The 20,552-nt window shown below is 66.6% G+C and carries 14 protein-coding genes; 5 read left to right on the forward strand and 9 right to left on the reverse strand.

Annotated elements, in window-relative coordinates:
* Positions 1-10: 10 nt before the first annotated feature.
* From fabG1 to WFK36_RS08900, 6 genes are all read right to left on the reverse strand, one after another.
* On the reverse strand, positions 11-742 hold the full coding sequence (gene fabG1 / locus WFK36_RS08875; RefSeq protein WP_008377824.1) for a 3-oxoacyl-ACP reductase FabG1: 732 nt from the start codon (positions 740-742) through the stop codon (positions 11-13).
* Between the two features lie 77 nt (positions 743-819).
* Entirely contained in the window at positions 820-1,812 is a 993-nt protein-coding gene (locus tag WFK36_RS08880) for a VWA domain-containing protein (protein ID WP_008377825.1), read from the reverse strand.
* Positions 1,809-2,750, reverse strand: coding sequence for a DUF58 domain-containing protein (locus tag WFK36_RS08885; RefSeq protein WP_336791377.1), 942 nt, complete (start codon positions 2,748-2,750; stop codon positions 1,809-1,811). The genes WFK36_RS08880 and WFK36_RS08885 overlap by 4 nt, the downstream gene beginning before the upstream one ends.
* Positions 2,737-3,813 carry an AAA family ATPase gene (locus tag WFK36_RS08890; RefSeq protein ID WP_223291433.1) on the reverse strand — a complete coding sequence of 359 codons (1,077 nt, stop codon included), beginning with the start codon at positions 3,811-3,813 and terminating at the stop codon, positions 2,737-2,739. Before WFK36_RS08890 ends, WFK36_RS08885 begins: the two co-directional genes overlap by 14 nt.
* A 211-nt stretch (positions 3,814-4,024) precedes the next feature.
* On the reverse strand, positions 4,025-5,515 hold the full coding sequence (locus WFK36_RS08895; protein ID WP_336791378.1) for an NlpC/P60 family protein: 1,491 nt from the start codon (positions 5,513-5,515) through the stop codon (positions 4,025-4,027).
* 227 nt (positions 5,516-5,742) lie between these two features.
* Positions 5,743-6,330, reverse strand: coding sequence for an Rv1476 family membrane protein (locus WFK36_RS08900; protein ID WP_336791379.1), 588 nt, complete (start codon positions 6,328-6,330; stop codon positions 5,743-5,745).
* Between the two features lie 241 nt (positions 6,331-6,571).
* On the opposite strand from WFK36_RS08900, the gene acnA reads away from it, so the two are divergent.
* Positions 6,572-9,370 (forward strand): aconitate hydratase AcnA, encoded by a 2,799-nt coding sequence (gene acnA / locus WFK36_RS08905; protein WP_336791380.1) that lies wholly within the window; start codon positions 6,572-6,574, stop codon positions 9,368-9,370.
* A 3-nt stretch (positions 9,371-9,373) separates the two neighbouring features.
* A complete protein-coding gene (locus WFK36_RS08910; RefSeq protein ID WP_008377831.1) occupies positions 9,374-9,943 on the forward strand; it encodes a TetR/AcrR family transcriptional regulator in 570 nt (189 codons plus the stop codon).
* A gap of 70 nt (positions 9,944-10,013) precedes the next feature.
* On the opposite strand, the gene WFK36_RS08915 is transcribed toward WFK36_RS08910, so the two are convergent.
* The 3 genes from WFK36_RS08915 to WFK36_RS08925 form a co-directional block, all read right to left on the reverse strand.
* Positions 10,014-10,667: a hypothetical protein gene (locus tag WFK36_RS08915; protein ID WP_336791381.1), complete on the reverse strand. Its 654-nt coding sequence runs from the start codon at positions 10,665-10,667 to the stop codon at positions 10,014-10,016.
* A gap of 96 nt (positions 10,668-10,763) precedes the next feature.
* Positions 10,764-13,559 (reverse strand): ATP-binding protein, encoded by a 2,796-nt coding sequence (locus WFK36_RS08920; RefSeq protein ID WP_336791382.1) that lies wholly within the window; start codon positions 13,557-13,559, stop codon positions 10,764-10,766.
* Complete coding sequence (locus WFK36_RS08925; protein WP_336791383.1) at positions 13,549-16,563, reverse strand: protein kinase domain-containing protein; 3,015 nt, start codon at positions 16,561-16,563, stop codon at positions 13,549-13,551. The genes WFK36_RS08920 and WFK36_RS08925 overlap by 11 nt, the downstream gene beginning before the upstream one ends.
* Positions 16,564-16,665: 102 nt before the next feature.
* Between WFK36_RS08925 and WFK36_RS08930 the strand changes: the two genes are divergently transcribed.
* The 3 genes from WFK36_RS08930 (at position 16,666) to WFK36_RS08940 (ending at position 20,522) form a co-directional block, all read left to right on the forward strand.
* On the forward strand, positions 16,666-18,207 hold the full coding sequence (locus WFK36_RS08930; RefSeq protein WP_336791384.1) for an acyl-CoA synthetase: 1,542 nt from the start codon (positions 16,666-16,668) through the stop codon (positions 18,205-18,207).
* A 63-nt stretch (positions 18,208-18,270) separates the two neighbouring features.
* Positions 18,271-19,635, forward strand: coding sequence for a flavin-containing monooxygenase (locus tag WFK36_RS08935; protein ID WP_336791385.1), 1,365 nt, complete (start codon positions 18,271-18,273; stop codon positions 19,633-19,635).
* Positions 19,632-20,522 (forward strand): alpha/beta hydrolase, encoded by an 891-nt coding sequence (locus tag WFK36_RS08940; RefSeq protein ID WP_336791386.1) that lies wholly within the window; start codon positions 19,632-19,634, stop codon positions 20,520-20,522. The genes WFK36_RS08935 and WFK36_RS08940 overlap by 4 nt, the downstream gene beginning before the upstream one ends.
* Positions 20,523-20,552 lie beyond the last annotated feature (30 nt).

Raw genomic sequence — 20,552 nt, forward strand, 5'->3', positions numbered from 1 at the left:
GGGAAGGTGTTCAGTGGCCCATGCCCATGCCGCCGTCGACGGGCAGCACGGCTCCGGTCACGTATCCGCCCTCGTCCGAGGCGAGGAAGCTGATCGCAGCGGCGACGTCTTCGGGCTTGCCGGTCCGGCCGAGCGGGATCGCCTGCTTCGCCATCTCGATGTACCGGTCCTCCATGCCCGCGGTCATATCGGTCTCGATGAAGCCGGGCGCAACGACATTCGCCGTGATGTTGCGCGAGCCGAGTTCACGGGCGATCGAACGGGCGAGGCCGATCAGGCCGGCCTTGGACGCGGCGTAGTTCGCCTGACCGGGGACTCCCGATGTCGCGACGACCGAACCGAGGAAGATCATGCGGCCGAACTTCGCTCGCTGCATTCCCTTGGTGGCGGCTTTCGCACAACGGAAAGCACCCGTCAGGTTCGCGTCGATCACCTTGATGAAGCTCTCCTCCGACAGACGCATGAGGAGCATGTTGTCGTCGATGCCCGCATTCGCGACGAGGACTTCGACCGGGCCCTGGTGTTCGGCGACCTCGGCGAACGCACGCTCGACGGAAGCGGTGTCGGTGACGTCGCACTGCACACCGAACAGCCCCTCCGGAGCGCCCGACCCGCGGTGGGTGACGGCCACCTTGTGTCCGTCTGCCGCGAGACGCTTGGCGACGGCCAGGCCGATGCCGCGGTTACCGCCGGTGACGAGGACCGAACGCGAAGTCTGCTCGGGAATGATGGAGTCTGCCATGGTTGATCAACCTATCTCAGATGAGTACGTGACTGCGAAAGCAGTCACACAGCGGTGGGTCGGAGTGCTCTACTCGGTCAGGGCAACCGACGGTTGAGGAACAAGGCGGCCACCGAACCGAGGATCGCCAGGAGCGTGCCGGCGATCAGCCACGGACGGGAGTTGTCGCCGCGCTGACGTTCGTAGCCGATCTGTTTCTGCAGAGTCGCGTACACCTTATTGAGTTCGTCGAGACTCGACGCAGTGAAGAAGTCGCCACCCGACAGGTTCGCGATGGTCCGGAGCGACTCGTCGTCGACGGGCACGTCGACGGTGTCGACTCCGCCGTTCGGTCCCTCGATCTCGACGGTGCCGTGCATCGTGCCGAAGGAGATCGTCGACACCGGCACGCCCTTCTCCTTGGCCTTGCGCGCCGCTGTGAAGCCGCCGCGCGGGTCGTCCGGGTCGTCTGGCACGGTCTGTTTGCCGTCCGACAGCAGGACGATCCGCGCCGGAGGCGCCGCCGAATCGCCGCCGAGGGCAGCATTCAACGTCTGAATCAGCTGCAGCCCCGCGAAGATGCCTTCGCCGGTGGCCGTCTTCTCAGCGAGCTTCAGATTGTCGAGGGCCTTCTTCGTCGCATCGTGATCGGGCGTCGGCGACACAAGCGTCGACGCGGTGCCTGCGAATGCGACCAGTCCGAGGTTGATGCCGTCGGTCAGGTCGTCGGCGAATCGTTTGCCTGCGGCCTGTGCTGCCTGCAATCGACTGGGCGCGACGTCAGTCGACTTCATCGACTGCGATACGTCGACCACCAGCACTACGGTCGCGCGATTGCGGGCGACGTCACGTTCGGCGATCGGCCCGGCCATAGCGATCGTCAACAACAGAAGCCCGACGGCGAGGATCGCGAACGGCACATGCCGAAAACGGTCCGTCTTCCCGGGCGCGACGGACTTGAGGACGTCGAGATTCGCGAATCTGAACGACCTCGCCTTCCGACGCCGCAACACGAAGACGTAGGCCGCGATCAGAGCGACGACGAGCAGAATCGACGCCAGCCACCACGGGTGGGCGAAGAGATCGTTCATCGGGCGACCCCGGCCGCCATGCCCCGGCGGCGCTCGCCGACGAACCTCACCGTGTCCGACAGCCAGTCGCGGTCGGTCCGCAACGACAGCACCGGGCCGCCGCTGCTGCGGAACGCACGCTGCACCTGGCCACGATGCTCCGCGGCCGCCGCCGCGTAGTCCGCACGCAGACGCGGTGTCGCATCGACGTCGAGCATCTCGCCCGACTCGGCGTCACGCAGCGTCAGTTGCCCGACGTCGGGAAGCTCCACATCGCGCGGATCGAGCACTTCCACGCCGAGCAGTTCGTGGTGCGCGCCGATCGCGCGGAGCGAACGGTCCCAGTCGATCGGGCCGAGGAAGTCGCTGACGACCACCGCGAGTCCCCGACGTCGCATCGGACGTCGAAGCGCCTCCAAGCCTGCGTCGAGGTCGCCTCGAACGCCGGTGTTGCTGCGGTGAGTGGTCGCCACAGCCTTGAGGAGCGCGCGGTCGTGCGCGCGGCCGGAACGTGCGGGCAGGCGGACGATGTCGTCACCCGTCACGATGATCGCGCCGTGGCGGTTGCCGCCGCCTGCGGTCAGGTGGACGATCGCAGCGCATGCCGCGACGGCGAGGTCACGCTTGGTCCGCGTGCCCGATCCGAAGTCGAGACTGGCGGACGCGTCGACGACGAACCAGGTCTCGAGTTCTCGATCGGCGATCATCTGACGCACGTGTGGCGTCGATGTTCGCGCGGTCACAGACCACTCCATGCGACGGATGTCGTCGCCGGGTTGGTACGGCCTGGCCTCCCCCGGCTCCGAGCCGGGACCGGGGATCAAACCGAGGTGCTCGCCCTGCAGCACGCCGTCCAACTTGCGCCGGACGGTCAGCTCGAGTGACTTGAGTGCCGCGGTGAGCGCTGGATCGCTGAGGGTCCCGTCGTGGAACGACGGCAGGCCGCTATCGGCCGACATGGCCCTGCTGATCCGGCCCCTGCTGCTGGACCTGCGGCGCCTGCACCTGTGCAGTCGGGGCCTGACTGATCGGGACCTGCTGCACGGCGACCGGCGCGGGCTGCACCGGCTGACCGGGCTGCGGCACCGGCGTCGCCGAGACCTGCGGCAGACCGATGGTCTGCAGAATCCGGGTGATGATCTGCTCGGCGGACACCTCGTCGGCCAGCGCGTCGTAACTGAGCACCAGACGATGCCGGAGGACGTCCGGGATCACCTCGACGACGTCCTGCGGGATCACGTAGTCGCGACCGTTGATGAGCGCGAGGGCACGAGCCGCAGCGACGATGCCGAGGGTGGCACGTGGCGACGCGCCATAGGCGAGCCACTGCTCGACATCGCTCAAGCCGACCTCGGCCGGGCGACGCGTGGCGTTGATGACCCGCACCACGTAGTCGACAAGCGCATGGTGGACGAACACGTTGGCGGCCTTGCGCTGCAGGAGCAGGGTCGTCTCCGGGTCGAGGACCGGCGACGCCGACGGCGGCTGGTTGCCCATCCGGTAGACGATCTCGCGCTCCTCCTCGACCGAGGGGTAGTCGACGATCACCTTGAACAGGAAACGGTCGCGCTGCGCTTCCGGCAGCGGGTACACGCCCTCGTTCTCGATCGGGTTCTGCGTCGCCATCACGAGGAAGGGCTCGGGCATCGGGTAGGTGGTGCCGCCGATCGAGACGTGGCGCTCGGCCATGACTTCCAGAAGGGCCGACTGGACCTTGGCCGGTGCACGGTTGATCTCGTCGGCGAGCAGGAAGTTCGCGACGACCGGGCCGAGCTCGGTGTCGAACTCCTCACGGCCCTGGCGGTAGATGCGCGTGCCGATGAGGTCGGTGGGGACCAGGTCTGGCGTGAACTGGACGCGCGAGAAGCTGCCGCCGACAACTGTCGCGAAGGTCTCGACGGCGAGCGTCTTCGCGACACCCGGCACACCTTCGAGGAGGATGTGCCCCTTGGCGAGGAGCCCGACGAGGATCCGTTCGACGAGTTTGTCCTGGCCGACGATCACCCGCTTGACCTCGTACATCGCACGTTCGAGGAGCTTGGTGTCCTCGGCGGTGAGAGCCAGATCCGGACTGTCCGTTGAAGTCAAGGGTGTTACTCCTGAAGATCGTCGCGTTCTCGTCGCTCACCACAGTAGCCTCTCGACTGCGCTCGAGGAGCTACCCAGGGGGCCGAGGAGCGACCAAGGGGGCCCTAGGAGCGACCAAGGGGTCGAGGGGTGACCCGGGGGGGGGTCAGAGGAGACGGACGACCATCGGCATCGCGCCTGCGGTGCGGACCGGGGAGATCTTGACGACGTCGCCGGACTGCGGGGCTTCAATCATCGTGCCGTCACCGAGGATGAGGGCGACGTGAGCACTGGCGTTCGGCCCGAAGAAGATCATGTCGCCGCGCCGCATCTCCGACAGCGGCACCTGGGGACCCGATGTGTACTGGTAGCCCGTGTAGTGCGGAAGGTCGATGCCGACACCGGCGAAGCCGTAGATCATCAGACCCGAGCAGTCGAAGCCGACCTTCTGGTAGTCGCCGTAGCTGTCGGCGACTCCGCCGTCACGGATGCCGAGCGTCGGGCCGTTGGCGTCGCCGCCGCCCCAGGCGTACGTGACGCCGAGCTGTGACTTCATGCGGTTGATGACGAGCTCGATGGCCGGTGCGCCCTTGAGTCCGGGGTTGACCGGTCCGGGAGCACCCGGGGTGGCGCCGTTGCCGCTGAACAGGCTGCCCAACGAGCCGTTGCCGAGGCGGGTGAACGTGTTGTTGTCGCCTTCGGCGAATGGACTGGTGCCGCCGATGCCGAGTTCGTCGAGCAGTTTCGAATGTGGGATCTGCTGCTGCCCGATGAGGCTCGCGAGCAGCGCCTGCCCGGTGTCTGCCGCCAGCTTCGCTGCGGCCTGCGCAGCCTGTGCGAGGGCGTCGTCGCCTGCGACCGGCCGACCCGGGATCGTCTTGATGGCCTTGTCGACGCCGTCGGCGACGATGTTCGGCAATGTGGTGCCCGACGTGGGCGCATCGACGCTGCGCTTCGGGACGCCCTTGAGTTTGGCGAGCTGGGTTGCGAGGTCGTCGCGCTGACGCAACAGCGTGGAGCGTTTGGCCTGCTGATCCTTCACTGCGCCGGTCGCAGCCTTGTACGCGTCGACCGCTGTGGTCCGTCGGGCGGCGGCGTCTTGGGCTGCGGCGTCGGCCTGCAGCTTTGTCGCCTCCGTCGCGGCGACCCGGTTGGCCTGTTGGTTCCGCGCCACTTGAAGTCTGCGGATCACACCCTGCTGCTGGCGCGACACCTGATCGACGGCAGTCATCTGGTCGAGGATCTTCTGCGGATCGTCGGACGCGACGTACTTGGTCATCGCGCCTTCGTTGTTGCCCTGGCGGTACACCGAGCGGATGAACTTGTCGAAGTCGCGCTGGGCTTCTTCGACGAGAGAGCCCACCTTGTCGAGCGATACCTTTGCTCCGCGATTGGCGGAGACCGCGACCTGCTGCGCGGCCACCGCGTTCTGGAAGTCCACCAGGGCGCGGTTCACGTTCTCCTGTTTGACGGCGACAGCACCCGCCAGGTCGGACAGTGTCTGGTCTACGTCGGCGATCTCGTTGATCAGTGATGCGATCGGGTTCGACTTGTTGGGTTCGGCGATGGCCGGACCGGCGACGAGCAGGCTCGTCAGTGCCAGTGCGCCCACCGTGAAGCCGCGCGCCGTCCATCGCGTGCTCGTATCAGCTCGCATGTACCGTGATCTCCCTCAACATCCGTCCCCCGCACACCATAAGTGTCTCCTGCACCGTACGTCACAGGAGTCTCGCGGGAAACTGGTGTCACGGAATTACAAAGGCGTGATTACCTGCGGAAATGCGAGTGAGCAGCACGAAAGACGACCACATTCGATGTCGTCACAGTTGAGTAACGGACCCGGCGACCGGGTGTCAGCCGAACAGATGCCTCAAGTCGGACAGATCAAGTCGCGGGAGTCGCTTCGTTGTCCACGTCGGTTCCGTCGGCTGCGGGCGTCGGCTCTGTTCCGTCGTCGACGGAGGCGCGGCCACGCACACGCGCGATGACGGCTCCGATCACCACGACGACGATCAGCGCGATGGTCACCAGCGTCCAGTTGACGTTCGGATCGACGGCCTTCTCATAGATCTCACGCGCCGCCTGCGGCGCGCTCGCCCCGGCGTGCACCTCGGACGTGCCGTCCTCGAGCTCGACGCGGGAGAAGTCGGTGGATGCCGTGCCCATCCCACCCGGACCGAACACCAGAACCGTGCCGCCGGTGGTCTGCTGCAATTCCTGCGCGATGTCGCGGTAGACGGTGAAGGGCGAGAAGTGCTGGTCGGTGACAAGGACGAACAGGTCGTGCCCGTCGGCCTTCGCCTCTTTCACGAGCGCGGTCAGTTCGCCGGACTGATCGTCGGGGGCGGACACGCCAGTCGCCGTCAACTGTTTGATGATCGCGGGCATGTCGAGGCTCGACCATTTGTCAGCGGGACGTCCGCCGACCGGATCGGGGGACGCTACTGTGAACACGACCGGTTCCGGGCTCATGGTCTTGCGTCCTCTCGTGGCGTGAGCGATATCGGCTCGAAGAATACGTCAGGACTCCCCCATGTCCGACGCTCAGGTGAACTCGGCGCGTCGAGTACACCGTTCTGCACGAACCAGTACGGCCGTACTGCTAGGATGGAGGCGTGGCGACGCGGGCCGGCCCGTCCGCAGGTCGCGACACTTCACAAACTTCCGTCGACGCAGCCCGTCGGCGGCCAGCAGAGATCAGAGTGGAGCACACGTGAGTATCAATTCGTTCGGCGCCCGCGGCACCCTCGAGGTCGGTGAGAACTCGTACGAGATCTTCCGCCTCAACGCCGTGCCCGGCACCGAGAAGCTGCCCTATGCACTGAAGGTCCTCGCCGAGAACCTCCTGCGCACCGAAGACGGCGCCAACATCACCAGCGAGCACGTGAACGCCCTCGCGAACTGGGACCCGTCGGCCGACCCGAGCATCGAGATCCAGTTCACCCCCGCGCGTGTCCTCATGCAGGACTTCACCGGTGTGCCCTGTGTGGTCGACCTCGCCACCATGCGTGAGGCCGTCGCCGCTCTCGGCGGCGACCCGAACAAGGTCAACCCGCTGTCGCCCGCCGAGATGGTCATCGACCACTCGGTGATCCTCGACGTGTTCGGCACCGCGGACGCCTTCGAGCGCAACGTGGAACTCGAGTACCAGCGCAACGGTGAGCGCTACCAGTTCCTCCGCTGGGGCCAGGGCGCGTTCGACGACTTCAAGGTCGTCCCCCCGGGCACCGGCATCGTCCACCAGGTCAACATCGAGTACCTCGCGCGCTCGATCATGGTGCGCAACGGTCAGGCGTACCCCGACACCTGTGTCGGCACCGACTCGCACACCACCATGGAGAACGGTCTGGGCGTCCTCGGATGGGGCGTCGGCGGCATCGAGGCCGAGGCAGCGATGCTCGGACAGCCGGTCTCCATGCTGATCCCCCGCGTCGTCGGCTTCAAGCTGACCGGTGAGATCAAGCCGGGCGTGACGGCGACCGACGTCGTCCTGACGGTCACCGACATGCTTCGTCAGCACGGTGTCGTCGGCAAGTTCGTCGAGTTCTACGGCAAGGGCGTCGCCGAGGTGCCGCTTGCCAACCGCGCCACCCTGGGCAACATGAGCCCCGAGTTCGGTTCGACCTGTGCGATCTTCCCGATCGACGGTGAGACCATCAACTACCTGCGCCTGACCGGTCGCGACGACGAGCAGCTGGCTCTCGTCGAGGCCTACGCCAAGGAACAGGGCATGTGGCACGACGTCGACAACGAAGCTCAGTACTCCGAGTACCTCGAGCTGGACCTCGGCACCGTCGTCCCGTCGATCGCGGGCCCGAAGCGCCCGCAGGACCGGATCCTGCTGAGCGAGTCGAAGGTCGCGTTCCGCAAGGACATCCACAACTACGTGGAAGAGGGCAACACCCCGGCCCACACGCAGCTCGACGAGGCCGTCGAAGAGTCGTTCCCGGCGTCCGACCCGGCCGCGCTCTCCTTCGCCGACGACGGTGCAGTGAACGTCCAGTCGGCCGCCAACGGCTGCGAGGGCCGTCCGAGCAAGCCGATCAAGGTCACCACCGCCGATCGCGGCGAGTTCGTGCTCGACCACGGCGCCGTCGCGGTCGCCGGCATCACCTCGTGCACCAACACCTCGAACCCGTCGGTCATGATCGGCGCAGGCCTCCTCGCCCGCAACGCGGTCGAGAAGGGCCTCGTCTCCAAGCCGTGGGTCAAGACCAACATGGCTCCCGGCTCGCAGGTCGTCACCGACTACTACGAGAAGGCAGGCCTCTGGCCGTACCTGGAGAAGCTCGGCTTCCACCTCGGCGGTTACGGTTGCACCACGTGCATCGGCAACACCGGCCCGCTGCCGGAGGAGATCAGCGCCGCTGTCAACGACAACGACCTGACCGTCACCGCCGTCCTCTCGGGCAACCGCAACTTCGAGGGCCGCATCTCCCCCGACGTCAAGATGAACTACCTGGCCTCGCCGCCGCTGGTCATCGCGTACGCCCTCGCCGGCACCATGGACTTCGACTTCGAGTCGCAGGCCCTCGGCCAGGACACCGACGGCAACGACGTCTTCCTGAAGGACATCTGGCCGTCCGCCCAGGAGATCGACGACACCATCAAGTCGGCGATCAACCAGGACATGTTCCGCAAGTCGTACCAGGACGTGTTCGCCGGTGACGAGCGTTGGCAGGGTCTGAGCACTCCCGAGGGCGACACCTTCGCGTGGGACGAGAAGTCGACGTACGTCCGCAAGGCGCCGTACTTCGACGGCATGACGCTCGAGACCACTTCGGTCAGCGACATCAAGGGCGCCCGCGTCCTCGCCCTGCTCGGCGACTCGGTCACCACCGACCACATCAGCCCGGCAGGCCCGATCAAGCCCGGCACCCCCGCTGCGCAGTACCTCGACGCCAACGGTGTGGCCCGCAAGGACTACAACTCGCTCGGCAGCCGTCGTGGCAACCACGAGGTGATGATCCGCGGAACGTTCGCGAACATCCGTCTGCAGAACCAGCTGCTCGACGGCGTCTCGGGCGGCTACACCCGCGACTTCACGCAGGAGGGCGGCCCGCAGTCGTTCATCTACGACGCGTCGGTCAACTACAAGGAAGCCGGCATCCCGCTGGTCGTCCTCGGTGGCAAGGAGTACGGCTCGGGCAGCTCGCGTGACTGGGCCGCCAAGGGCACCGTCCTGCTGGGTGTGAAGGTCGTCATCACCGAGTCGTTCGAGCGCATCCACCGTTCGAACCTCATCGGCATGGGTGTCGTCCCGCTGCAGTTCCCGGCTGGCGAGTCGGCGAAGACCCTCGGTCTCGACGGCACGGAGACGTTCGACTTCGTCGGCATCGAGAAGCTGAACGAGGGCGTCACCCCGAAGACCGTTCAGGTCACCGCGACCAAGGAGAACGGCGAGAAGGTCGAGTTCGACGCGGTCGTCCGCATCGACACGCCCGGTGAAGCCGACTACTACCGCAACGGCGGCATCCTGCAGTACGTCCTGCGGAACATGATCAAGAGCTGATCAATGCCACGGGTCAGCGATGACCGGCTCGCCGCGCGTCGTCGGGAGATTCTCGACGGCGCGCGGCACTGTTTCGCGCAGTACGGCTACGAAGGCGCCACCGTGAAGCGGATGGAAGAGACCACCGGGTTGTCCCGGGGTGCGATCTTCCACCACTTCAAGGACAAGGAGGCGTTGTTCCTCGCGCTCGCGAGGGAGGACGCCGACCGGATGGCCGACGTCGCGGCACGACAGGGCCTGGTCCAAGTGATGCGCGACATTCTCGCGCGCCCCAAGGACTTCGACTGGCTGAGCACCCGACTGGAGATCGTCCGCAAGATTCGGAGCGATCCCGGTTTCCGGAAGGCGTGGGAGTCTCAGGCGGCCGACCGCGAAGCGGCGACACTCGCGCGTCTGGAGCGCAAACGCCAGGCGGGCAGTCTCCGCAACGATGTGGAACCCGAAGTCCTCGTCACCTACCTCGACGTGATCCTCGACGGCATCGTCACGAGACTCGCATCGGGGCAGTCCACGGACGACCTGCATGCGGTCTTGGACCTCGTCGAAGCGTCGGTGCGCAAACCGGCCGTCTGACGCCGGTACGACGTCTGCCGCCGATCGTGACCAGTATGTGGTCACGATCGGCGGCAGTGTCGTTTGCGGGTCAGACGGCCGACGTCGTCGCTCCCGGTTTCGCGGCGAGCAGGCCACCGAGGACGCCGTATCCGAGGACGACCTGCGAGATCATGACGACGGTCCCGACGGTTCCGAACGCCATCGCCGGAATGCCCCACACGAACCAGCTCTGCGCGAACAGCGTCTGCCACCGCAGGGCGCCCTGCCAGCGGCCGACGATCGCGACACGGGCCCCGATGATCACCATGCCCAGCATGGACAGCGGCCAGCATGCGTCGAAGACCGCCCAGACGACGCTGCCTTGAATCAGTGCGAAGCTGTCGAGCACCGTCGAGACCATCGCACCCGCCATCAGCGCGTATTCGATGCGGAAGCCGATGGTCGCGATCCTTCCCGGGGATCCCGGGCGGGTCATGGCGCGTGCCTGTTCCTCAATGCGCAGAAGGCCGACGATCGCCGACTGGAACGCCAGGGCGGTGACGCCGCCCAGCAGGGTGCGCCACCCGAATTCGACGACGTCGCCGTACAGGACGATCACCACCGCCCAGATCGGAGCGCTCACGGCGAGTGCGATGCCGACGGCTCGCACCGTCGGGAGCGCGACGGCTTCCAGTGGAGCGCTATCGAGACGTTCGGCCTGTTCTGATCCAGGAATTGCGATGGGGTCGCCGATCGATGTCATGGGGTGATTCCTTCGGTCCTGGCGCCGGGGAGCGCCGTGTCGATTGAGTGTCGACAGGATGCACCGGGACAATTGGAATCAGCTTGAACCCGCGGCTCAATCGAGGGCGACGGTCCCCGCGATCAGTGCTGTGACAGCTCCGCGGTCGGCGTGGAGACCTTCCTCGAGACCGTGTTCGTACACGTCAGAGGCGATGCCGTCGCGAATTTCCGCGCCGTACCTGGCGAGGTCGATCGGATCCATGCGTTCCGGGTCGTAGCCGGTCAGATCCGTCCGACGACGAACGACACCCGTCAATCGGGCAGCTGTCTCCGTGTCGTCCGACCGGTAGGCGACGTACGCAAGCGTCGCGACTCCGACCATCCACGACGTCAGATCGTAGGAACGCTCGCAGGCTTCGACCATCCGTCCGAGCAGCGGCTTGGACCCGATCAGGTCGTCCCCTGCGATCCGGCTCTTCGCGAGGATCCAACACGCCGATGCGAGGAGCCAGTCGTAGCCGTTCACGTCGGCGATCCGGATGGCCTCACCCAGGTGGATCTCTGCGGAGTCGAGATCAGCGGATCTCAAACCCGCCGTGCCGACGGCGAGTTCGAGTTCCCCGCGCGCCTCGCTGTCGCCGTCGTCGCCGACATGACGCCGAGACACGGCCGCGAACTGTGCGGACTCGGCGATCGCACCGGCTCCGGCGAAGAAGAACGCGAGCATCGTCGCGGCCTCGGCAGCGGCGCCACGATCGGCCGGGTCGATCGGATCGTCACCGATCTCCACAAGGAGAGCTTGCAGTCGCTGCAGGGAGTCGAAGATCGTTTCGCCGTCACCCGCGAGGTACGCGACGAGGTTGCGGCCGGAGAGGACGCGGACTCGCCGCTCAACCGGCGCCGACGCTGCAGCATCGCTCACCACCGGCGCCAGCAGACGGCTCCCTTCGTCGATGAGTCCACGACGGAACCAGAACCAGTGAAGGTCGCCGACGATCTGCAGATAGGTGGTCAGGTCGGTGTCGACGCAGTTCGCCAGAGCAGCGCGCATGTTCGGGAGTTCCGCCTCGATCCGGCGCATCCAGGTGATGCAGTCAGGTCCGCGCAGTCCGGGATACGCCGCCGCGGCGACCGCCTCAGCCCACCCGATGTGCGCCGCCACCAGGTCGGCGCGGCGCTCCGGTGACCATTCTCCGATCGCATACTCGCGCAACACCTCGAGCATCTGATATCGGCGCGGATCCCCACCGACGACCGTGACCAGTGACGCGTCGACGAGAGCAGCGAGATCCGGCAGAACGTCGGCCCCTCGCTTCGACACGGCGCCCGCGGCGTCGAAGTCGAAACCTCCTTCGAAGATCGCGAGGTCCTGCATCAGGGTTTGCTGCGACGGGGTCAGTGCGGCGTACGAGGCGTCGATCACCATCCGCATGCTCAGGTGTCGGCCGACGGACCGCGCCGACCGGGCTTCGAGCAACGCGAAGCGGTCGTCCAGACGGTCGAGGAGCTGACGCACAGACAGGACGCTCGTGTGTGCGGCCGCCAGTTCCAGTGCAAGGGGAAGATTGTCCAACGCTGCACACAGTCGCCGGACGTCGTCTCGGTCGACGTCGCGCACCGGTTCTGCACTGCGTTCGCAGAACAGGTCGGTGCCGTCGGCCAGCGGACTCAGCGGGTGGATCCACTCGCCGGCGGCGCCGAGCGCAACTCGGCTCGTGGTCAGGATTCTCAGGTCGGGGCACGCCCTGAGCAACCTCTCGGCGACGTCGGCGACCGCGCCCGCGAGATGCTCGCAGTTGTCGAGGACCACGAGGCAGCTGCGGTCGCGCAGCATCGTGCCGAGCATGTCGACTCCACCTTGCGCCGTGAGGCCGAGAACGTTGACCATCGCATCGCTGATCCCGACAGCATCGTGCACACCCGCGAGTTCGACGAACCACGCACCGTCGCGGTGTCCGGACACCCCTGCCACCCGCTGAGCGACGCGTGTCTTGCCGACTCCCCCCGGCCCGGTGACCGACACCATCCGGTGTTCCTCGATGAGACCGGAGACCACCGCGACCTCGGCGTCACGCCCGATCAACGTTGTCAGTTCGGCCGGCACATACCGCGTTCTCCGGGTCGGCGCGACGACAACCGGCCTCGGCAGGAGGTCGGGATCGTGGCGCAGCATCGCCTCGTACAAATTCGTCAGGCCGGGGCCCGGTTCGGCCCCGAGTTGGTCTGCGAGCACAGTGCGGGCGCGCCGCAGACTCGCCATCGCCGCCGCTTGCCGACCCGCGCGGTACTCCGCGAGCGCCAACAGTTCCCATCCGCGTTCGACCAGCGGCGACTGTTCGACGACCGCCAGGAGGCCGACTGCAGCGTCGTCGTGCTCGCCGAGATCAGACAGCACTTCGAGCCGATCGAGGACCACTGCGTCACGCTTGGCGTGCAGACCGGCCGCCGCGACCTGCGCGAAATCCCATTCGATGACGTCGGCGTATGCGGGCCCTCGCCACAAGGCAAGCGCGTCGTCGAACCGGACGAGTGCGGTACGCCGGTCGAGTTGGTCGGCTGCCGCCCGCGCGGCCGTCACGACATCGTCGAATCGTCGGCTGTCGACGGTCACCGAGTCCCTCGGGATCGCGTACCCCACACCGTTGCGCACAAGGACACTCGGCTGTGCCCTGCCGTGTGCGGGCTCCAGCACGCGGCGGAGCGTCGAGACGTAACCGTGCAACGTGGAGACGGCCGATTTCGGCGGGGCGCTGCGCCACAGGTCGTCGATGAGGGTCGTCTCCGGGACAGTCTCCCCCGCCGCTGTGATCAGCCTGCACAGCAGTGCGCGCGGCAGCGGACCGCCGGTGGATACGACCGCACCGTCCACTCGCACGCGAAGCGGTCCGAGCACATCGACGTCAATCTCCACGCGTACCAGGATAATTCTCGTGACCTGGTCGATCCACCGGTCCACTGCGACTCGTGGCGCAGTCGGCGATCAGCGACGCGACACCGGCGCGGTTGAGCGCTCGTCCGGTGTCGACACCCCGCCCGAGTGTGTCGGCGGCGATGGTCGATCTCATGTCCGTGACGAACTCCGCCATGTCGATGGGGTCGAGCCGCTCGGGAAAGAACCCCGACTCATCACTGCGCCGGGCCGTCACCCCGAGGAGCAGTGCGGCCCGCTCGTGATCACCCTCCACGAACTCGACGTACGCGAGGGTGACGACGCCGACCATCCACGACGTCAGGTCCGCCCCTCGCTCGCAGATCGCGATCATCGTGGTCAACAGGCGACGTGACCCGGCGGTGTCGCCGGTCGTCCGAATCGTGTGCTTGGCCGTCAGCCACAGCGCGGACGCGTGCAGCCAGTCGAATCCGTGCTCCTGCGCGGTGGACCTCATCGCTTCCAGGTGCCGCCCGACCGCGGCTACGTCGCCGATGCGGGACGCGGTGCCGGCGAAGGCGATCTCGGTCTCGGCAGCCGTCCACGCGAGGCCTTCCGACATCGCGAATCCTCGGGCCCGCACCGCCCATTCGCGTGTCTCATTCGGGGTCCCCATGCCTGCCGCCATGAACGCCAACATCGCGGCCGACTCGGCCGCGGCGCGCCGTGCCTGTCCCGGTGCTGGATCGGGTCCCAGCCGGTGAGCGATCGCCCGAAGGCGATCCCCGCAACCGGCGATGACGTCGACGTCCCCGGCCAGGTAGGCAAGCAGCGCTCGACCGACCACGCATCGGACCAGGTCGGAATCCGACACCGACGAGACGGATTCGGCCAACACGGGATCAAGGAGCCTGCTGCCTTCGTCGATCCTTCCCTTGCGGTACCAGATCCAGTACAGGCCACCGACGATCCGTGCATACTCGACCGAGTCGACCGGCGACGCGTCGTCGAGCGCCGCGCGGATGTTCGGCATCTCGGCGTCGACACGCGTCATCCACGCGACCGAATGGGGACCGCGGAGTCCGTCGAAGGCGTCGGCGGCGAGTGCGACGGCCCACCGTCTGCGGCGATCCACCAAGTCGGTTCGTCGCGCGGCGTCCAGATGCCCGGACGCGAACGTGCGGACCGTGTCGAGCAGCCGATACCGACGGGGATCTCCCCCGACCACCGCGACGAGTGACTCGTCCACCAGACCCGCGAGGTCGTCGACCAGCCCGAAATCGCGACCGGTGACGGCGGCGACCGCATCGACGTCGAAGCTCCCCACGAACACCGACAGGTCGATCAGCAACGACCGACGCGATTCGCGCAGCGCTTGAAACGAGTCGTCGATCACTGTGATCAAACTGGTTCGCCTCGAACGCCGTTCGCTGTCGTGTGACCCGAGCACCGCGAGATTGTCTCCGATGCTGGTCAGAACTTGCCGAACGGACAGGATCCTCGTGCGCGCCGCGGCCAGTTCGATGGCGAGCGGAAGGTGATCGACTGCCTCGCACAGACGCCGCACGTCGTCCAGGTCTTCCGGACCCACAGCTTGAGGGCTCCGCGCCAGAAACAGTTCGGTGCCGTCCGACGGTGGCGCGAGTGCGTACCTCCGCTCTCCCGGAACGCCCAACGCGGTGCGGCTCGTCACCACGATCGTCACCTGCGGGCACGCCTGAAGGATCTGGTGCGCAGTGTCGGCGATGGTGTCGACGAGGTGCTCGCAGTTGTCGAAGACGAGCAGGCAGGAGCGGTAGCCGAGGTGTTCGACAACCGCGGCGACACCGCCGGCGGTCGTGATGCCCAGGACGGACACCAGCGCGTCAGCAACGCCCGCGGCATCGCGGACACGATCGAACTCGACGAACCAGGGACCATCCGCGTCGGCCCTCGTCGAGGCGACTCGCTGTGCGAGGCGCGTCTTCCCCACCCCGCCGGGTCCGGTGATCGTGACCGCCCGGCTGGTCGCCATCATGGCTGCGAGGTCGGCGAGTTCCTGTTCCCGGCCGATGAACGACGTCAGTTCTGCGGGCACGTTGCGGGTTCGCCGTACGGGTGACGACGGGGTCGACGACGTCGGCATCAGCGTCGGCGGGGCCGATGAGAGTTCGGCGACGACGTCGGCGACGCCGCCGAGGAGTCCGAGGTCCACCGATCCGGTCGACCGCGTCACCCAGTCGGCAAGAAGGTCGCGCGCCTCCGACATGGACGGGCGTGATTCGACGTCCCGGGTCATGAGTCGGACGACTACCTGCGTCAGATCCGTGTCGGCGGTCATCGGGCGAAGCTCGGTGTTCGCGATCTGGAAAAGCGTCGCGATGACGTTGTCGTCGTCGCCGTGCGGCGGTCGCCCCTCGATCATCGTGTACAGCGCGGCGCCCAAAGAGTACACATCGGACGCCGTCGTCGCTTCAGCGCCGCGGGCCACCTCGGGCGCGAAGTAGGCGGGCGTACCCGTGACGATTCCGCTCCGCGTGATCGACGGGTCCCCCGCCGATCGAGCTATTCCGAAATCAGCGACCTTCACCGTCCCGTACCCGCTCGACCCCGTCGAGATCAGGATGTTCCCAGGCTTCACGTCGCGGTGGACGACGCCCCGACGATGCGCCTCGACGAGCGCACCGGCGACATCCGCCGCGATCCGTGCCGCCTCCGCGGGCGACATCGTTCCGCTGCGGCGGAGGACGTCGGCCACGCTGACCGACGGGAAGTACTCCATCACGAGCCACGGATCGTCGGCGACCACCACGTCGAACATCGCCACCGCGTGCGGGTGGGTGAGCCGGGCCGCTGCTCTGGCCTCACGAATCGCCCTGCGCCTGCGGGTCGATCCCTGGTCGGTGTCGGCACCGACGGTCAGGATGCGTTTGGCCGCCACGTCACGGTCGAGGAGCTCGTCACGCGCGAGCCAGACCTCCCCCATGCCGCCGCGGCCGATCCGCTCCACCAGGCGATACCGGTCGCCGACGAGCTGGGACGACGCAGGCTCGGTCGGTTCGATCATTCGCTGATCGTAGGCGAGAGAGCAGGCGGCTCGGACGAAGGCACGTCGAACGACCGAGCGCTCGGTTACTGTCGGATTCACCCCCACTATGAGGAGCGCCACGTGTATCCAGGCAGCTACGTCACGACCACCCCCGACAAGCCTGCGGTGAACCGCCCGAGTACCGGTGAGACTGTCACGTATGCACAGCTGACCGACAATTCCACGCGGATCGCCAACCATCTCCGCGATCTCGGGTTGCAAGTCGGCGACACCGTCGCTGTGGTGACCGACAACGATCTGCGGGTGTTCGACGTGTACTGGGCCGCGATCCGCAGCGGGTTCTACGTCACGGTTGTCAACCATCACCTGACGGCGCCGGAGGTGAACTACATCCTCGACGACTGTGACGCGAAGATCGTGTTCGCGTCGGCGAACGTGGCAGACGCCGTCGCGCTCGCGCATGAGATCGCTGTCCTGTCCGCGCCCGAACGACGGGTCGCCTGGGGCGGATCCATCACCGGCTTCATGGACTACGACGAGGTCCTCGCCGCGTCATCGGCCGAACCGCTCGCCGACCAGCCGCGCGGCGCGGACATGCTCTACTCGTCCGGCACCACCGGTCGACCCAAGGGCATCAAGCCGAACCTTCCCGGCACTCAAGTCGACGCATCTTTCGATCTGATCTCGCAGGTCTTCGGACCGGTCTACGGATTCGGAACCGACACGGTGTACCTCTCGCCCGCCCCGGTGTACCACGCCGCACCGCTGCGGTACTGCGCGATGGTGAATGCACTCGGCGGCACGGTCATCCTGATGGACCGCTTCGAGCCCGAAGCGTCTCTGGCCCTCATCCAGGAGTACCGGGTGACGCACAGCCAGTGGGTGCCGACCATGTTCGTGCGCATGCTCAAGCTGCCCGAGGAGGTCCGTGCCTCCTACGACGTGTCGAGCCTGCAGGTCGCGATCCACGCGGCCGCACCGTGCCCGGCCGAGGTGAAGAAGGCGATGATCGCCTGGTGGGGTCCGATCATCAACGAGTACTACGCGGCCACCGAGGCCGCCGGTGTCACGTTGATCGGGTCGCAGGACGCTCTCGAGCGCCCCGGTTCGGTCGGCCGCGGTGTTCTCGGCGTGATCCACGTCTGCGGTGACGACGGCGTCGACCTGCCGACGGGCGAGGTGGGCACGGTCTACTTCGAACGGGAGGAGATGCCGTTCGCCTACCACAACGATCCTGCGAAGACTGCCGCCGCACAACACCCCGACCACCCCAACTGGGCCACGACCGGCGATCTCGGCTACGTCGATGAGGACGGGTTCCTCTATCTCACGGATCGGAAAGCGTTCATGATCATCTCCGGCGGTGTCAACATCTATCCGCAGGAGGCCGAGAACGTCCTGATCAACCATCCCGCGGTGTACGACGTCGGCGTGATCGGGCTTCCCGACGACGACCTCGGCGAAGTCGCCGCAGGGTTCGTCCAGCTCATGGACGGTGTCGCACCGTCTGACGAACTCGCTCAGGAGCTCACGGATTTCGCAAGGGCAGAACTCGCCGCGTTCAAGGTGCCGCGCAGCATCGCCTTCATCGACGAACTACCGAGGACGCCCACGGGCAAGCTCGTGAAGGGCGACCTGCGCAAGCGTGTGCTCGGCGTCTGACGTCGTGCGCCGGGCCGTTCGGAAATCGTGGACAGCTGTCCAGAACTCTGTACACTGCGGCCCATGACCAACCCCACGACCGCCGTGATCGGTGCGGGCATCAGCGGACTGACCTCGTCCAAGATGCTCACCGATTACGGCGTTCCACACACGGTGTTCGAGTCGTCCGACCGGATCGGCGGCAACTGGGCGTTCGGCAATCCCAACGGGCATTCGAGCGCATACCGATCCCTGCACATCGACACGTCGAAGCACCAGTTGTCGTTCCGCGACTTCCCGATGCCCGACTCCTACCCGGACTTTCCGCACCACACACAGATCAAGCAGTACTTGGACGACTACGCGTCGGCATTCGGGCTGCACTCGACGATCGAGTTCGAGAACGGAGTCACCCACGCCGCACGACTGCCCGACGGCGGATGGGAACTGACCACTCAGCGAGGGCAGACTCGCCGGTTCGATCTCCTCGTCGTGGCCAACGGCCACCACTGGGATCCCCGGTGGCCCGACTTCCCCGGTTCATTCGACGGCATCGAGATGCACGCCCACCAGTACATCGACCCGAGCACGCCGCACGACTTCGCCGGGAAGAAGATCATCGTCGTCGGCCTGGGGAACAGCGCTGCCGACATCGCAGTGGAGCTCTCCTCGAAGGCCCTCGACACCGAGCTGTACCTGTCCACCAGATCCGGCGCGTGGATCGTCCCGAAGTACGTCGCAGGGCAGCCCGCCGACAAGTTCTACAAGACCAATCCCTACATCCCCACGGCCTGGCAGCGAAAGATCGCGCAGTTGGGGCAGCCGCTGATGTCCGGTCGACCGGAGAATCTGGGTCTGCCGACTCCCAATCACAAATTCTTCGAGGCACACCCCACCCAATCGGTGGAACTCCCGCTGAGGTTGGGATCGGGTGATGTGATCCCGAAGCCGAACATCGAAGGGCTCGACGGCACCAGTGTGCACTTCGCGGACGGAACCAGCGTCGACGACGTCGACATCCTCGTCTACGCGACCGGATACAACATCACGTTCCCGTTCTTCGACACCGAGTTCATCAGTGCTCCCGACAATCGGATCGACCTGTACAAGCGCATGTTGTATCCAGGGATCGATGATCTGGTCTTCGTCGGCTTCGCACAGGCCACGCCGACTCTGTTCCCCTTCGTGGAGGCGCAGGCGAGGCTCGTCGGCGCGTACGCCGTCGGCAGGTATCGTCCCCCGTCGCCCGGCGAGATGCGGCGGGTGATCGAAGAGGACACGCGAAAGTACACCGGGCACATGCTCGACCGTCCGCGTCACACCCAGCAACTGGACTACTTCCTGTACGAGCACGACATGCGAGTGAAGGAACTGCCCGCAGGCGCCCGCCGAGCGGCACAGGACGGCCCCGTCGCATGGGCCGACGCTCAGCGAGGAGCCGCATCGTGACCGATCCGACGCAGGTCTGGTTCGATTCGTCCGGCACACGGTGCTCGGGCTGGTTCTTCCCCGTCGAGGGCACAACGCCGGAGCCGGTCATCGTGATGGCGCACGGACTCGGCGGCACCGTCGACGCCGGCCTGGTGCCCTTCGCTCGGCGTTTCGCGGAGAACGGCTATCCGGTGTTCGCATTCGACTACCGAGGTTTCGGCGAGTCCGAGGGCTCCCCTCGGCAGAAGGTGTCGCTGAGCGGGCAGGTCGACGACTACCGCGCGGCCTGCCGGGCGGCCGCGGAACTGCCGGGTGTGGATCCGTCACGGATCGTCCTGTGGGGCGTCTCCCTGGCGGGTGGACACGTCCTGCAGGCCGCCGTCGGTCGGGATGACGTCGGCGCGGTGTTGGCGGTCGTCCCGATGGTGAGCGGCATGGCGGCGGCGCGCCACGCACTGCCGTTGCACTCGCCTGGAACGTTGGCGCGGTCGACTGCCACCGGCGTGATCAGCAGTGTGCGGCAGCGCTTCGGCGGCGAACCCTCGACGATTCCCCTCGTCGGTCCGCCCGGTTCACTCGCCGCACTCACCGTCGACGGATACCAGGAGGCGTACGAGGCGATCGCCGGTCCGAGTTGGCGCAACGAGGTCGACGCGTCGATCGGTTCGGAACTCGGACGGTACCGCGCCCACAAGTCGGCGTCGTCCGTTCGTGCGCCGATGCTCGTTCAGATAGCCGATTTCGACAAGGCCGCCCCACCGCACGCCGCAGCGAAGGCCGCGTTCGCCGGAAAAGCACAGGTCCGGCACTATCCGTGCGACCACTTCGACGTCTTCGCCGGGCGCGACTGGTTCGAGGCGACCATCACCCATCAGCTCGACTTCTTGGCCGCCACATTTCACTGAGCCATCGTTATCCTCCTGTGATGTAGTACG

Source organism: Gordonia malaquae (genome assembly GCF_037148075.1).
GTDB lineage: Bacteria > Actinomycetota > Actinomycetes > Mycobacteriales > Mycobacteriaceae > Gordonia > Gordonia malaquae.